The 14,910-nt window shown below is 45.4% G+C and carries 17 protein-coding genes; 5 read left to right on the top strand and 12 right to left on the bottom strand.

Annotation, left to right across the window (positions count from 1 at the left end):
• Window positions 1–13: 13 nt before the first annotated feature.
• The 6 genes from KNO91_RS00900 to KNO91_RS00875 form a co-directional block, all read right to left on the bottom strand.
• The gene (locus KNO91_RS00900) at window positions 14–592 is read right to left on the bottom strand and encodes a fatty acid metabolism transcriptional regulator FadR (RefSeq protein WP_214789444.1); all 579 of its coding nucleotides are present in this window, start codon (window positions 590–592) and stop codon (window positions 14–16) included.
• Window positions 593–671: 79 nt separating this feature from the next.
• Window positions 672–2,345 (bottom strand): AMP-binding protein, encoded by a 1,674-nt coding sequence (locus KNO91_RS00895; protein ID WP_214695230.1) that lies wholly within the window; start codon window positions 2,343–2,345, stop codon window positions 672–674.
• A gap of 136 nt (window positions 2,346–2,481) precedes the next feature.
• A complete protein-coding gene (locus KNO91_RS00890) occupies window positions 2,482–2,946 on the bottom strand; it encodes a DUF4825 domain-containing protein (protein ID WP_214815670.1) in 465 nt (154 codons plus the stop codon).
• A 12-nt stretch (window positions 2,947–2,958) separates the two neighbouring features.
• Entirely contained in the window at window positions 2,959–4,083 is a 1,125-nt protein-coding gene (locus tag KNO91_RS00885; protein ID WP_214794381.1) for an ABC transporter permease subunit, read from the bottom strand.
• On the bottom strand, window positions 4,073–4,954 hold the full coding sequence (locus tag KNO91_RS00880; protein WP_214794383.1) for an ABC transporter ATP-binding protein: 882 nt from the start codon (window positions 4,952–4,954) through the stop codon (window positions 4,073–4,075). The genes KNO91_RS00885 and KNO91_RS00880 overlap by 11 nt, the downstream gene beginning before the upstream one ends.
• A complete protein-coding gene (locus KNO91_RS00875; protein ID WP_074032742.1) occupies window positions 4,941–5,330 on the bottom strand; it encodes a GntR family transcriptional regulator in 390 nt (129 codons plus the stop codon). Before KNO91_RS00875 ends, KNO91_RS00880 begins: the two co-directional genes overlap by 14 nt.
• 180 nt (window positions 5,331–5,510) lie before the next feature.
• Between KNO91_RS00875 and KNO91_RS00870 the strand changes: the two genes are divergently transcribed.
• The 5 genes from KNO91_RS00870 (at window position 5,511) to KNO91_RS00850 (ending at window position 8,129) form a co-directional block, all read left to right on the top strand.
• Entirely contained in the window at window positions 5,511–6,278 is a 768-nt protein-coding gene (locus tag KNO91_RS00870) for a hypothetical protein (RefSeq protein ID WP_214815667.1), read from the top strand.
• A gap of 105 nt (window positions 6,279–6,383) precedes the next feature.
• Window positions 6,384–6,794 (top strand): MarR family winged helix-turn-helix transcriptional regulator, encoded by a 411-nt coding sequence (locus tag KNO91_RS00865; protein WP_214737641.1) that lies wholly within the window; start codon window positions 6,384–6,386, stop codon window positions 6,792–6,794.
• A 23-nt stretch (window positions 6,795–6,817) separates the two neighbouring features.
• Window positions 6,818–7,456 carry a nitroreductase family protein gene (locus KNO91_RS00860; protein ID WP_214794389.1) on the top strand — a complete coding sequence of 213 codons (639 nt, stop codon included), beginning with the start codon at window positions 6,818–6,820 and terminating at the stop codon, window positions 7,454–7,456.
• A gap of 27 nt (window positions 7,457–7,483) precedes the next feature.
• Window positions 7,484–7,768 carry a putative quinol monooxygenase gene (locus tag KNO91_RS00855; RefSeq protein WP_026826548.1) on the top strand — a complete coding sequence of 95 codons (285 nt, stop codon included), beginning with the start codon at window positions 7,484–7,486 and terminating at the stop codon, window positions 7,766–7,768.
• Window position 7,769: 1 nt separating this feature from the next.
• On the top strand, window positions 7,770–8,129 hold the full coding sequence (locus KNO91_RS00850; protein ID WP_214815664.1) for a DUF1304 domain-containing protein: 360 nt from the start codon (window positions 7,770–7,772) through the stop codon (window positions 8,127–8,129).
• Window positions 8,130–8,233: 104 nt separating this feature from the next.
• On the opposite strand, the gene KNO91_RS00845 is transcribed toward KNO91_RS00850, so the two are convergent.
• From KNO91_RS00845 to KNO91_RS00820, 6 genes are all read right to left on the bottom strand, one after another.
• A complete protein-coding gene (locus tag KNO91_RS00845; RefSeq protein ID WP_214747869.1) occupies window positions 8,234–9,772 on the bottom strand; it encodes a hypothetical protein in 1,539 nt (512 codons plus the stop codon).
• A 128-nt stretch (window positions 9,773–9,900) separates the two neighbouring features.
• Window positions 9,901–10,158, bottom strand: coding sequence for a hypothetical protein (locus tag KNO91_RS00840; RefSeq protein WP_214815661.1), 258 nt, complete (start codon window positions 10,156–10,158; stop codon window positions 9,901–9,903).
• Between the two features lie 20 nt (window positions 10,159–10,178).
• The gene (locus KNO91_RS00835) at window positions 10,179–12,536 is read right to left on the bottom strand and encodes a DEAD/DEAH box helicase family protein (protein ID WP_214815658.1); all 2,358 of its coding nucleotides are present in this window, start codon (window positions 12,534–12,536) and stop codon (window positions 10,179–10,181) included.
• On the bottom strand, window positions 12,529–12,858 hold the full coding sequence (locus KNO91_RS00830; RefSeq protein ID WP_214815655.1) for a nucleoside triphosphate pyrophosphohydrolase: 330 nt from the start codon (window positions 12,856–12,858) through the stop codon (window positions 12,529–12,531). The genes KNO91_RS00835 and KNO91_RS00830 overlap by 8 nt, the downstream gene beginning before the upstream one ends.
• A 212-nt stretch (window positions 12,859–13,070) precedes the next feature.
• Window positions 13,071–13,676 carry a hypothetical protein gene (locus tag KNO91_RS00825; RefSeq protein WP_214815652.1) on the bottom strand — a complete coding sequence of 202 codons (606 nt, stop codon included), beginning with the start codon at window positions 13,674–13,676 and terminating at the stop codon, window positions 13,071–13,073.
• Between the two features lie 16 nt (window positions 13,677–13,692).
• Window positions 13,693–14,622, bottom strand: a complete 930-nt coding sequence (locus KNO91_RS00820; protein ID WP_214815650.1) for a hypothetical protein — start codon at window positions 14,620–14,622, stop codon at window positions 13,693–13,695.
• Window positions 14,623–14,910: the final 288 nt, after the last annotated feature.

The raw sequence follows: 14,910 nt of genomic DNA, 5'->3' as shown, positions 1-14,910 counted from the left end.
ATAGGGCTCACTGTTAAGTAAGCCCCTTCTTTAACATATGGTGTACAGATGGAAGCGTCGACATCAAGTCGTACTTGAAGCCGCTCGCCATCCAGCTCGTCACAACCTCATCGATTGTGCCGAAGATCATTTGACGGGCGAGTCGATAGTCTAAATCCTTGTCGAACTCTCCTGTCTCGATTCCATGTTTGACGACGGAATCGATCAAATTCAAGTATGGCTTGAGTACTTCTCCGATTTTTTGGCGAAGCACCAAGTTCGACTGTCGCAATTCGATTTGCGTCACGACGGCAAGGTCGTAATCGGCCGACAGTTGTTTTAAATGTGATTCAATCAACTGATACAATTGATCCCCGGCTGTCGTCTCGTTCCCGATTTGTTGTTTCGAGTAGTCGATGAACAGCCCCATCTTCGCTTGGAACAACTCGATCAAGAGATGCTCCTTGTTTTTGAAGTACAAATAGATCGTGCCGTCCGCGACACCCGCCTCTTTGGCGATGGCTGTCACCTTTGCACCGTGATAGCCATGATTGGCAATTACTTTGACCGCCGCATCAATGATTCGGTCACTTTTCGAAATATGATTTGTCATTAACACCAAGCTCCTTACCGCTGCAGAAAAATGAATGATGGTTCATTCATTTATTATTCTATCATGCATACGCTTGGTGTCAACTGCTTTGTTTCACTTGTTTCGCCTTCTCTTCGTCGACGAGGACGCGGCGTAAAATCTTACCGACGAACGTCTTCGGCAACTCGTCACGGAACTCATACAGCTTCGGCACTTTATACGCCGCGAGTTTCTCACGACAATGCTTGTCGAGCTCTTCTTCTGTCACGCTCGACCCGTCCCGAAGAACGATGAACGCTTTGACCGTCTCACCACGATACGGGTCTGGGACACCGATACATACCGCTTCCTTGACGGCCGGATGTTCATAGAGCACTTCTTCGATCTCACGCGGATAGACGTTGAACCCACCTGCGATAATCATGTCTTTCTTACGGTCGACTATATAGAAGAAGCCGTCCTCGCCCATGTAACCGAGGTCACCTGTCGCGAGCCAACCATCTTTCAAGACGGCTGCCGTCTCCTCCGGTTTCTGCCAATATCCTTTCATGACCTGCGGACCGCTCAGCATGATCTCGCCGATTTCCCCGATGTCCGCTTCCGTCTCTCCGTCTGCTTTTACTATTTTAGCAGAAGTATCCGAGAGTGGCGCGCCGATTGAGCCAACAATGCGTTTATCCCACAAGAAGTTCGCATGTGTGACCGGGGACGTCTCAGACAGTCCATATCCTTCCACGATGCGACCGCCGGTAATCTTCTCAAATTCTTCTTGTACTTCAATCGGAAGTGGCGCCGAACCCGAGATACACGCTTCAATCGAAGACAAGTCATACTTTTTCAGTTTCGGGTCGTTCAAGATCCCGACATACATCGTCGGCGCGCCTGGGAAGAAGTGTGGCTTTTTCTTTTGAATCGTCTTCAAGACATCCGTCACTTCGAAGCGCGGCACGAGCACGAGCTCATAACCATTCGTGACACCAAAGTTCAGACAGCATGACATTCCGTAGACGTGGAAGAATGGAACGACACACAAGACGCGCTTCTCATCCCCGCGATTGTATTTATAGAATAAGTTCGTGATTTGGTCCGCATTCGCCGTCAAATTGAAGTGAGTCAACATGACGCCTTTCGGAAGTCCCGTCGTCCCCCCTGTATATTGAAGAACCGCGACATCTTCTTTCGGGTCGATGTCGAGCGGCGTGACCGGATTAAAGTCCTTGTAGTCTTTAAACGGTGTCGAACCGGTCGTATCGATGACGATATTGTTTTCACGTTTCACTTTGATCGGGTACAGCTTGTTTTTCGGGAACGGTAAGTAGTCAGCGATGCTCGTCGTGATCACGGTCTGAATCTCCGTCTTCTCACTGACACGAAGCGTTTTCGGATAGAGTAAGTCAAGGGTAATGACGATTTTGACGCCCGCATCCGTGATGAGGTTATCAAGCTCCCGTTCCGTATAGAGCGGGTTCGTCTGAACAACCGTTCCCCCTGCATAGAGCACGGCATAGAACGAAATGACGTATTGAGGACAGTTCGGAAGCATGAGGCTGACACGGTCGCCTTTTTCAAGACCTTTCGCTTGGAGCATCGTGGCGAGGCGACGGGCGGCGTCATCGATCTCCGCAAATGTCCACTCTTTCCCGATAAAGGAGACGGCTGTACGATTCGGATAATCCTTTGCTGCGCGAGACAATGCCTCATAGAGCGGCTTTACCTCGTAATCAATCGACTGGGGCATACCTTCTGGATAATCTTGTAACCACGGTTTGTTCATCGCTGTTCCTCCTTGGAAATGAATACTCATTCAGTTAACTCTATTATAATGCTAAGAAAACGCTTTCATCTACCCTTTACCCGATAATTTTCAGATAATATCAAAAAAAGCGATTGGATTTGTCATCCAATCGCTGTCATACCCGCCTAAAATAGGAATTATTCGAATCCAGCTGTTCAAGCTTCTGATTCATCAATTGTTGTAACTCATTTTCGTGACGAATGTTCGAGAAATTCGTTCCGAACCACGCCTCCATCTCTGGTCTAGAGAAGGCGTACGTCCGGTTCGGAAAAGCGAAGCGGACGATCTCAGCGTTCGGAATGAGCGTGAAATAAGCAGCCGCATTCCGAATCGCCAGACGTTCTTGCTCCGCCCGTTCCATTCCTGGATCTTCATAACGGACGGTCAACCCATAAGGACGCTTCTTCGTCTGCAGCTCGACCGATTGATAGCATTCATGTAGCGGCAAGCTCCCGGCAATCCCGACGACGGCGGCATTGTCCCCGACTTTCGACCCTCTGTATTCAAAGGCGTCCGGTTCCGGATTCGTGCAACCTGCCAGTGAGATGACGAGAACGAGCAACAGACAGAAGCGTTTCATGGATATCCCTCCTTACGATTTGAGTTTTAAGTTGAAACGGTAGAGCAGGCGTTTTGCGAGTAGGTGCGCCAGGAAGGCAGCAATGATAAATCCGATTACATACAAAATCATGTTTTGCGGATACGAGATGACCGAGAACAATACGCCACCTAACATCGCGAAACAAATGACGATGACGATATGGATGAGCCACAACCAGCTCGAGAACATGAAGAAGCGTCCGTTGTTCTCTTGTGGTGCTTCCTTAAACATCCACAAGCCAAGACCGAATGTGAGCGCAATATTCGCGACCGCAAGGATCGGGGCATATGTGATAAAGTCATTCCACACCGATTGATCGGTATACACTGAATACATATCGACGTTGAAGATATTGTTCAGTGGTGACAAGATTCGCATTGGGATACTTTCAAACGCCTCGTCAAAGAACGAGAAGAGTCGATCTGGGAAAAATGCGTAGAGTGATCCTTGGACGAGAAGTAAAATCCCCATCGGAAAGACGAGCGCGACAAACGTCCAGATGACTTGTGAGATGGACTCTCCTCCAAACGACCCCATCCATAACGCGAGTGAGAAGAACGAAATTCCAGAGAGCATCAAGAATAGAATCATCGCGATTACTTTGAACTCTTTTCCTTCCATCAAGAAGTAATAGTCGGAGAAGCGAATGATGAGAAACATCAATGTTCCACCAATCAAGCTCGACGTCACGATTCCTGTCACACCGAGCACCCATTTCGATATGTATAGCTGGGTACGCGTGTAAGGTAGCGACATCGTGAAATCGGACATTTGGCTGTTCCGTTCATTCCCGATCAATACGGATGCCATGAGGGCACCGAAGATGACAAATAAGAAAATGACACCGCCTGACGGAATGAGTCCGTTAAGACCTCCAAGGTATCCGTATCCAGATCCATCCCCGAAGAAGTCCTCCGCCACCATCTCATTCACATCACCTGTCACGATATCTGGGAAATCGCTCGGATTTTGTTTAATTTCAAGAATCTGTTGTTCGTACGCATACATATCCGTCCACACCGGCACCGTGAAGGCAACGATACCTAAGAAGACAAGCAAGATCCAAAGCAGCGACACTTGTTTCCAATCTTTCTTCAACAACACTTTAGACGGCATGAGCTTCTCCCCCTAACTGGATACGGAATACGTCTTCGAGAGACATCGGGATCTCTTCGATGAGCATCGGATTGTATGAATCGATGAACGCCTCGAGTTCTTCCGTCCGTTCTTTTGCCATGAACAGCACGACACGTCCCGTCACGCTAATGATTTCAATGTCTTTCCGTTCGAGCAGTTCGACCGGGACATGGTCGTTGAAGACGACTTGCCATTTGATGCTGAGGGCACGCGCTTCTTCGAGCGACATGATCGCTTTGACACGTCCGCTCTCGATCATAATGATGCGGTCGGCGATTCGTTCGAGCTCATGTAACTGGTGGCTCGAGACGATAATCGAACAGTTCCGCTTCTCGACTTGGGCAATCATCAGTTTCAACACGTCTGACTTGGCGACGACGTCTAAACCGTCCGTCGGTTCATCAAGCAGATAATATTTCGCTTGGACGGCGAAAGCGAGCGATAACGTGACGAGCGCCTTCTGTCCTTTTGACAGTTGGCGAATCTTTTTGTTTTCAATGTTGTAACGCGTCAATGTCTCACGGAAGGCGGAGCGATTGAACGACGGGTAGATTGACTCATACAAGTCCGTCGCCTCGTTTACCGTATAATGTTTGAGCGCATCCGCCGAATCCGGTACGAAGATGACGTCCCGCTTCAATCCAGCGTCTTTAAAGATACTTTTCGTTCCATATAACACGTCACCCTGATCTGGGCGAATGATTCCGACCATCGTCCGGAGGAGTGTCGTCTTGCCGGCACCGTTACGTCCGACGAGCGCGATGATTTCTCCTGATTCGACGGTAAAGTCAATTCCGTCGAGAATCGTCTGACGGTCGATTTGTTTACTCAGTTGCTCAACTTTCAGCATTGGCTTCCCCTACTTTCTCATATTCGGTCCGCAATACGTCGATGGCTTCTTCTAATGGCACATTCGCATAATGGCAATCAATCGCAATCTTCTTGATCGATGCGATGACCGGTTCTCTCGACGCATCATCATCTACCCAGTCTTCGGAGACGAACGTCCCGCGCCCGCGTCGCATCTCGAGGAGTCCGAGTCGCTCCAACTCCTGATACGCCTTACTGACCGTGTTCGGATTGATGACGAGGTCGGTGGCGAGTTCACGCACAGACATCACCTTGTCTCCCGGTCGCAGAATGCCGCGGATGACGAGCTCCTTCGTTTGATTGACGATTTGTTCGTAAAGCGGTTCTGAACTCTTCATATCGATTTTGTATAACATGGGTCACACCCTCTCATAATCAATGTCACTCTTTAAGTGTATTATATGTATTAGTACACGTAATTGCAATAGTATCTTGAGGGCACTTTCAGTTTACAAGGAAATGGAAATGATTTGAATAAGACTTTGGACCGAGGTTTATCCTCAACATATAAGGTACATTGGGAAAGAGGTGACGAAATGATAAAAAAACGAATCGTAGCAGGCATTGTTGGCGGGCTTTTAGCTAGCGGCTTCTTCGTGTATACGACGATTGAAAAGTCAGAAGCTCGGGAATCATATAATGCTTATGTAAAGGAAACGTACCAAGAACAACCCGATATCGAACTGTCACGTGATTGGAAGATGGGCGGTTATGTCGGGGAAGTGACATTGACGAAAGAACCGTTCGCCGGCACTTATTTTCTCGAGACGTATGGAGACGGCTCCATCCACGACAATGTGCTCGAGACGTATTGGGAACGTGAGGCGGAGCGGACGATTCACGAGCGGCTCGTGTCGCAAGGAATCTTAAAAGAGGAAGAGACGGTCCGTGCGGAGGTGCCGATTGGGGTGTCCGATGATGCGCAAGCGAACGTCAGTCCTACCCCGACGTCCATCTATGAGACGAATCTGGAGACGTATCTCGACGTCTCAATCATGTTTCATGAAGACTGGAACAATACGGACGAACAGAAACAACGGATTCTCGACGTCATCCGTGACATCGAGTCTGACGTCTACTCGATCCATTTCTCGTTCGACGGAAAGCCAGGCGGAAATGACGATTACACGGAACGGTATATGATGTTCACGCGCGAAGCGTCTGACATCGACCCGTCATTCCTCGATGTGCGAACGATTGGAGATTTAAATGGCTACGACCGCCTTTACGGATTCGACGAGACGACGTTCATGACAGAATATCATTTTGATGGCACCCCCATCGAAGATGAGACGACACAATAATCTGGTGTCGTCTTTTTTTGAGCGTTTGACTTTACAGGTATTCCAAAACGTTGTATCGTTTGACAAGTCAACGATTGATAAGTCAATTGAGAAAGGTGGGACGCAATGGACCTACGTGAAATCAGCCGATTACTTTACCAAATCAAGTTAGCGGAACAAAACGTCGCATCGTCGTTCGAACGGGAGACAGGATTCAGCCTGACCCGCTACGAGATGCTGCAAGTCGTCAAAGAACGAGGCGTTTGTTCGCAACGCGTGATTAAGGAAGAAATGAAAATCGACAATGCCGCCATCACTCGACATTTAAAAATCCTAGAAGAAAAAGGATATGTCGTCAGAGAGCGGAACGCGGAGAACCATCGCGAGATGTTCGTCCGTGTGACAGAGAAAGCAGAGCAAGACCTCGGGCACTGCGAACGAGACGAACAGGCCAACCACCTCGTCTTACAAGCCTTGTCCGCTGAAGAGATTCAACACTTATCCGGACTGCTTCAAAAATTGAACAGTCACACCTAAACAGAGAAAGAAGGAATTCACCAATGGCAACTACATTCGAAAACAACACATTCAAAGACGTTATGTTCGGTCGTAAATCAATCCGTGTCTATGACGAGAACGTAAAAATCTCACAAGAAGAGATGCTCGAGATGATCCAGGAAGCAACAACTGCTCCATCATCAGTCAACATGCAGCCATGGCGCTTCGTCGTCGTCGAAAGCCCAGAAGCGAAAGAGACGCTCAAGCCGCTCATTCGTTTCAACACACGCCAAAACGATTCGTCTTCAGCGATGCTCCTTATCTTCGGAGACATGGAGTGCTACGAGTACGGCGAACAAATCTACGACCAAGCAGTCGCAGAAGGCAAAATGCCACAAGAAGTTCGTGACCAACAGCTCGGCGCGATCATCCCTTACTACAAAAACCTCTCGAAACAAGAGATGAACGACATCGTGAAAATCGATGCGAGTCTCGCAGCGATGCAATTCATGCTCACAGCACGTGCACACGGCTATGACACGAACCCAATCGGCGGTTTCGAGAAAGACCAACTCGCAGAAGCATTCGGTCTCGACAAAGATCGCTACGTACCGGTCATGATCTTGTCTGTCGGGAAAGCGGCAGAAGAAGGTTACGAATCAGTACGTCTTGACGCTCAAACGGTCACATCGTTCAAATAATTCAACACACAATCGGAGGAATCAACCATGATCTTAGTCAACGCCACATTCGATATCCAAGCATCACAACGCGAGAACTTCTTGCGTGACATCCAAGTCTTGATCGACTCATCAAAACAAGAAGCGGGCTGCGTCGGATATGACTTATACGAATCAACGTCTGTCGAGAACCGTTTCGTCATGATCGAGAACTGGGAAGACCAAGCCGCTCTCGAGCAGCATAACCAAAACCCGGTCCTCATCAACTTCGCCCAAAACGTCGCAAACTACGTGTCTGCGAAACCGGTCGTACAAGTAGCAGCGGTCAACTAATATGTCGACGCTCACCCTTGTGCTCGGAACGCTCGTCGCCTTCGAGTTCTTCTATATTTTCTATTTAGAGGCAATCGCGACGGCATCTTCCTCGACGTCACGCATCTTCCGCATGTCGAAAGACGAGCTGACGAGAGACTCGGTATCGGTTTTGTTCAAAAATCAAGGAGTGTATAACGGGTTAATCGGGGTCGGGCTCTTATACGGGCTATACGTATCCCCCAACCCGGTCGAGATTGTCACCATGATGCTGACGTATATCATTCTCGTTGCCCTATATGGCAGTATCACGAGTGACAAGAAGATTATCCTGACACAAGGTGGGCTCGCCATCTTGACGTTGATCTCGATGGTGATTTGATGACAGAAAAAGCGTTCGACCTGAGAAAAGGTCGGACGCTTTTTGTCATTTCAAATTCATCAACAAAAAACCGCCCTGATCGAAGTCAGAGCGGAATGGATGTCTTATAAGACAAAAATTGCTGCAGATACACCGACGACACCGACGAGCGCCATCGCATATACCGGCACACGTGGCATTTCGCCATTGTTATCGAGTGCTTTCCCGAACATGTAGAAGACGATCGGGTGCACGAGGAACGGCATCGAGAAGATGAGCGGGATAAGAAGCGACGCTTCCGTCCCGAACATTCCACCTTGAACCGCTGCGAACAAGCCAAAGTGCGAGATTGCTGACGATTGTGCCATCGTCGTGTAATCAAATGCAATCGTGCTGAATGTCAAGATGACGAGACCACCGAAGACGGCCATCATCTGCCATCCGAACGAGAATTGCATAAGGGCTTTGACTTCTTTGAAATCTTCGCCATTCGCGGCACGTAAGTTTTTCAACGCGAGCGCCGTGAGCGCGAGACCGATCAAGACAATGATGGCTGTTGGCCAAATCCAGAGCGCGCCGTTATCGGCACTGACTGCGAGGATTGAGAAGACGAAGATGTGTCCGAAGAACGGAATGTTGATCATGATTGGCGCACGTTTCGCTGCCACTTGACCGAAGTCCCCAGCCGTACACGCACCAGTGAGACCACTGTGTGAAAGTGAACCTGCCATACCTGGCGCGAGGTTACGGATATGACCCGTACGAGCGAACCACATGATGAGCGCGATTCCACCGAACATCCAGAACAACTGACCGAAGAAACCGTACACGAGAATCGAGTTCATGCCTTCGATCGCAAACGCATCACCGATTCGTGAACCACCAACCATGAAGTTGGCAGCCAAGACGACCGGGATCCCTGCGAAGAGTAGCGCGCGGACAGTCGGTCCATACGTCCAGTTGTGGAAGATGGCACCGAGCGCCGACGAGATCAACATCGCAAAGAAGATTTGCGGAAGTGCGATAATCGGCTGAACTGCTGTCGCAATCAAGAACGAGACGAACAAGATGACAAGCAAGAGGACTGTCTCGATGACACCTTTTTGCATGTATACTTTCTTGTCCTGAATCTGTGCTTTATGGTCGATGAGTAAGAACGACACAGCGAGACCGAGAAGTGCAAGGATTGGGTAGTAAAGCGCAATCCCTTCTGCCGTACCTGGCTCAATTGCCATACGGAAGAACCCTTCCAAACCGACGAGCAAGAAGAATGAACGAAGGATGAAGATGAACTGCGTACGTCCTGTTCCGAGGAACATCTCCTCTTTTGCAGGAACGACGATGTCCTCCATATCGAGCTCTTGTTTGCTTAAGATTTTACGAAGTTCCTGTCCACCGACGAAGAACGAAACGACTAACGCAATGATCGTCGTCCGTGACAAGAAGTCGACGAGCGGGAATTCAGGAAGACCCGGTGTCGCGATGCCGAGCTCGACCATACCGAACCCGAGACCAAGACCAAAGATGACGATCACGAGGATTGGCGAGAAGCGCGTCCCTGCCACGACCATACGAGATAAAATGACCATCGGAATGATGAAGGCCATAAGCAACCAGAATTGGTTGATGAGTTGCATTTGAGATAATTGCTGTACAAGTTCCATTGACTAACCCCTAACATAATTTTTAGCACACAATATCGAAGTGTACAGGAATGAACATTGTGTGACAATAGGGTGTGATGTTTTGTAAACATTGAAAGCGGAACCAAGTGAAATTGGTCCCGCTTTCGTTAGTTATTGGGTTGTCTGAGGCCCCAAATGCCTTTATTTCCTGTGGAATAAAAGAGATCTTCTTTTCCGGTAAAGCTCGCTGAATCGCTAGAATGCGCACGAATCTGTTTATTGACGTGCCCTTTCCAATCTTTATAACGATCGAGCTCGAGTTGATAATATGATTTTTCGACATACGCATAAATGTCTTTTAAAGATGCCGTCCCACCGTGGTGTTGGAGGGCAAATTGGATTTTGCGTAGTAATAGGCGTTTCAAGATTAAGACTCCTTCCCAAATCATTTTAATGCTTTCCGACTGAAGTAGTGATGTAGCCGCATTTCAACGATTTGACTGACCCATTGATAAACTAAAGGATGTTTAAACGCTTCATTATTCTCAATATGCAATGCTTCCTCTGAAACGAAAAACGGCCCTTTAGCTATTCTATCAAACGGCATCCGTAAAAGTATTTTTTCGATTCGTTGTTGCTGGAACGACGATTGGAGTTCCTTCGTCTGTCCGTCAATTTTCTGACGATATGGGACTATATTGATGAAATCATAGAATGGACGGGCCGCTTCGCTCGCTGAAATCGGTTGGAGCCATCTCTCGATTCCCCGGTTCAACATGATTGACAACACAATCATCTTATAGCTTTTCGCCATATCTGTGTATTCCACTTCAAACAATAATGATTTAGACTCTTCAAACAGGTGGTTCTCATCGTCATTAAGCTCCCCTATTCGGTTAAGAAATCCGTAATAGCCACTGTCTTTCTTCCAGTCGGAACGATAAGCGTCAATCGTGTACTCGCCTCGCTGAATCAATTCTAGATAACTTGGTCGTCTTCCAAGCTCTTCTTTCACCATAAAGTAGTTCCGCTCCAACTGTTGTCGGCGCGTTGAAGACCGTGTCACCATCCGCTTCAACAAATCGATGGCGTGTAAATCAAATTCGATGGTACACCGATTAGGCAATGTCGCATTTGTCGGGATCTCTTTTATAATCGGTTTCCTCTTCATCGTCAACAACGCCAACTTCTTATCGATGTTCTTATAGTTCCCAATCAAATCGATGATGGTGCAGTGTGTTTTCCCATTCAATAACCGGAGTCCACGACCAATCTGTTGAGTGAACACCGTCAACGATTCGGTCGGACGACAGAACAATAACGTATCAATTTCCGGGATATCGACACCTTCATTGAATAAGTTGACTGCGAAGATGATATCAAGATGTCCTTGTTTCAATTGACTCACCACATCGGCGCGGTCATATTCGGACTGGCTATGTAACGCGACCGCTTGAACACCTTGCAGGCGGAAATAGTCGGCCAAATATTCAGCCTGAGTGACTGATGAACAGAATCCGAGTGCTCGCGTCTGGTGATGTAGCCGCCATGCATCAAAGATTTTTTGAGTGACACTCTCCTTCAACTGCTCCGCCAATAGTTCGTCTTGATCATAGCGACGACCGTTAATCAGTCTGATCTGTGAATAATCAATCTCATCATAAATCCCAACGTAATGGAATGGTGTCAAATACGACTCCTCAATCGCTTCGGTGAAATGCATCTGATACGCGACATTGTCATCGCATAGAGCATAGACGTCTCCTCCGTCCAATCGATCCGGCGTCGCCGTTAATCCGAGCAAGAATTTCGGCTCGAAGTAGTCAAGGACACGCCGATAGGAAGGCGCAGCCGAATGATGGAACTCATCGACGACAATCAAATCGAACTGGTCTGGCGTGAACTTCTGCATCCGATGTTTCGACGCCAACGTTTGAATCGATGCGAATAAGATATCTGCCGATTGCTCATCTCTCGAGTCACCGCCCAGCAATAATCCCGTCTTCCGTTCGCTCGAGAATTTCCTATATGATACCTCAGCTTGAAGCAGAATTTCTTTTTGGTGGGCAATGAAGAGCACTCGTTTGAACTGGCGGGCGAAGAAGGCGCTCAAGTACGTCTTTCCCAGTCCGGTAGCGAGCACGAGCATCGCTTTGCGTCTGCCTTCGTGCATCGTCTCACGTAACGCCTTCAAAGCAGCGTCTTGCACCGTGTTCGGCGTGATTGTATCGTCCTCGATATAAACCGGGCCCGGCGCTGCAATTTGTCCGGATTCCTTCATCTGATCTTGTCGAGCCAAATACTCTTCACGATAAGGCTGCAACGAGACAGCATTCATGGTTTGAGCGTAGTCACTATAGAAGAGTTCATGAAATGCATCGACTGCCTTTTCAAACACGTCCTCCGAGATGCTCGCCGGTATCTCGACGTTCCATTCGACACCTCGATTTAAAGCGCTATGCGACAGATTGGACGAGCCGACAAAGAACGTCCCTCCATCTTGTGTTCGGAACAAATATGCCTTCGGGTGAAATGACTGGCCTTTCGATCGATAGAGCCGTAGCTCCACGCCTTGGATGTTCATTAACATTTCAAGCGCGTCCGGGTTCGTCAAATAGAGGTAGTCCCCAATCAGAATACGGGTTTGAGCTCCACGATTGACTGCTTGCTTAAGTGAAGCGGCAAGTTCTTTAATACCAGATACTTGCGCAAACGCGACGACCATATAAATTTCAGTCGCCGCGTTGATTTGGTGTTGTAATGGAATTCGTAAGTGACTCGTATGCAGACGTAACTCACTCATGTTTAAGGACCTCTTCCAAAAAGAGACCCTTATCAAAACCGCCTCGCTTCTCACGCTTCTCCTCACGGATACGATTCAACTCTTCGAAACTCGCACCATGCATTTTTCCAAGCGTATAAACGAGTTCCAGAATGTCAGCAAGTTCTTCTAGTGATTCTTCATCGATGTTCGTCTCTTCATACTCTTTGATTTCTTCATAGAGTTTTAAGCGAGTCTGTTCGAAATGTTCAGCTTGATTGAGATGTTTGACGACAGGAATTTGTCCTGCTTCATGGATGATTTCAGGGATACGATCACGGATTAGTTTGTTGAACTTCGTCATTGATTCTTCTCCTTTCATTCCATTTTTTCTAGAACAGATATTACTAATGTAAGTATAAAGTAGTTCTATTTATTCTCACCAAAAACACTAAATGTCTACATCTATCTCTAAATGTCTACATCTATCTAATATTATTTATTCTGATTTTATTTTTAAAATTCATACTACACTTTGTAGTGTGGACATTAGGTAAGGTTTTTTAATAAACACGGTTACAAATCTTTACTTTTACTTTGTTTTGAGTCATTAATTTCTCTTTCTGTTTCTAAAGCAACGTCTGCAATATGGATGCAAAGAAGTGACCATAGACTCATCACTCCCATTAATACAATAGACGAGTACGATAACTTTAAAATCATATGAATTGTATGTGGAATATCGAAAATAAATATTTTTGCAAACAATGCTCCAATCGAAACTACTAACCACACAGTTGAAGTCCAGATGTAGGGAGCAATTGTTCTATAAAATAAATATCCCTCTGAAGGATTATCACTATCTGTATACTCATAAAAATCAACAAGTTGCTCTTTTGAAAATAGTCTTGTTGTAGCTACAATAAGTGCTAGAGTAAAAGATAAACCGGTAATAGCTGGAGCAAGGAAATCAGATATTGAAAATGAATCGATAATTATATAATTTGATTTAATCGAAATCACGTACAAAGTAGTCATCGCTACCACTAATGATAACCATACATATATAAAACTTTTACTGAGCAATGTTTTTCTAACTTTGTATATTATTAAAAACGGATTAATTTCTATGACAACTTCACTTTGATACTCATCTTTTTCTTTCGACTTATCCTTGAACACTACCTCACCTCCAAGTCTAAAAACTCACTTTCTTAATTACACTTTTAATAATACTTTTCCCTCTTGTAGTAACACTTTTCACATACCCTTTTTGAGCTTCGTCTTCAAAAGTATTTACTAATTTAGAAGATTCAATCTTCTCACCTTTAGATGCCTCAAATGTTCTTTTTTCTTTCGCAGCATTTGCTTCTTTTATAGCATTTGATCTATCTCTAGAAGGATGACCATTAGGATAAACTAATTCTACAGTAATTTCTGAGTATTTCCCCTCTAAAACAAATTCTTCGTAAACCGGGTTTATTGATATTCGCCCAATGTTTGAATCTGAGGAAAAATTGTTTATTTTGTCTTCTAAAACACTAATGTAATTTTCAGCTTCTTGCTGAGTGGTATTTTCCGCAGAAATATATATCAATTCCTGACTCTTATCATAAATAAATTCAGAATTTATAATGTTATTAGGAAAGTTATTAACATATCTTTCTATTTTCTTAGCTTTTCTTATGTATGTGACCGCCATCTTAATATTTGAAAATGCATCAACCATATAAATATTATCATTTAATTCAAAAGCACCCTTTAGAAAAGGAAAAGTCGCTATAACATCCTCGACAGCTTTATTTAAAACATTTCTTTGTTTCAGATATTCTGGTGTGTAAATAATTCCATTACCTTTATTGAAACCTTCAACTACCTCTTCATACATTATTGTCATATTTTTATTTTGTGCAATCATATAGTTAAATTCATGAGATTCTTTTAACGTACTCAAATCAATCGAATCCAAATACTTCATTTTCGATTCGGTTATGTTTGTTGATTCATTAAAAATTTTACTGAGAGCTTTAGGTATAATTGTCCCCACTACATAATCCTTATGATTATCATAACTATGCATGTGCAAAATAAAAGGTTCTAAATTTAGTTTAAATGTAAAATAATTCATTTTTTCCTCCCGGATATAATTTAATTCAGAAATTATAATATTTAATAATATATTATTAAAAAGTTAATAATTCCATTATATCAAAAAAAAGTAAAAACCTTTACATTCTTTTTTAATTTTTAGATATAATGGATAGCTTAATTAAGTAATACACCTGAACTGAAATATATGTTAAGGATAAATCGCTTAAAAAACTTCATCTCCTCTACCCTTGAGAAAAAAGCGATTAATCCAATTAATATCGGAAAAATCGCTTTTTTCTCCCATTTTCTTCTCATTTTTAAAAGA

It is taken from the genome of Exiguobacterium sp. s59, assembly GCF_018617475.1.
Lineage (GTDB): Bacteria > Bacillota > Bacilli > Exiguobacteriales > Exiguobacteriaceae > Exiguobacterium > Exiguobacterium aestuarii.
Note: the sequence above shows the minus strand (reverse complement) of the source record. Positions and strands in the feature narration are given on the sequence as shown.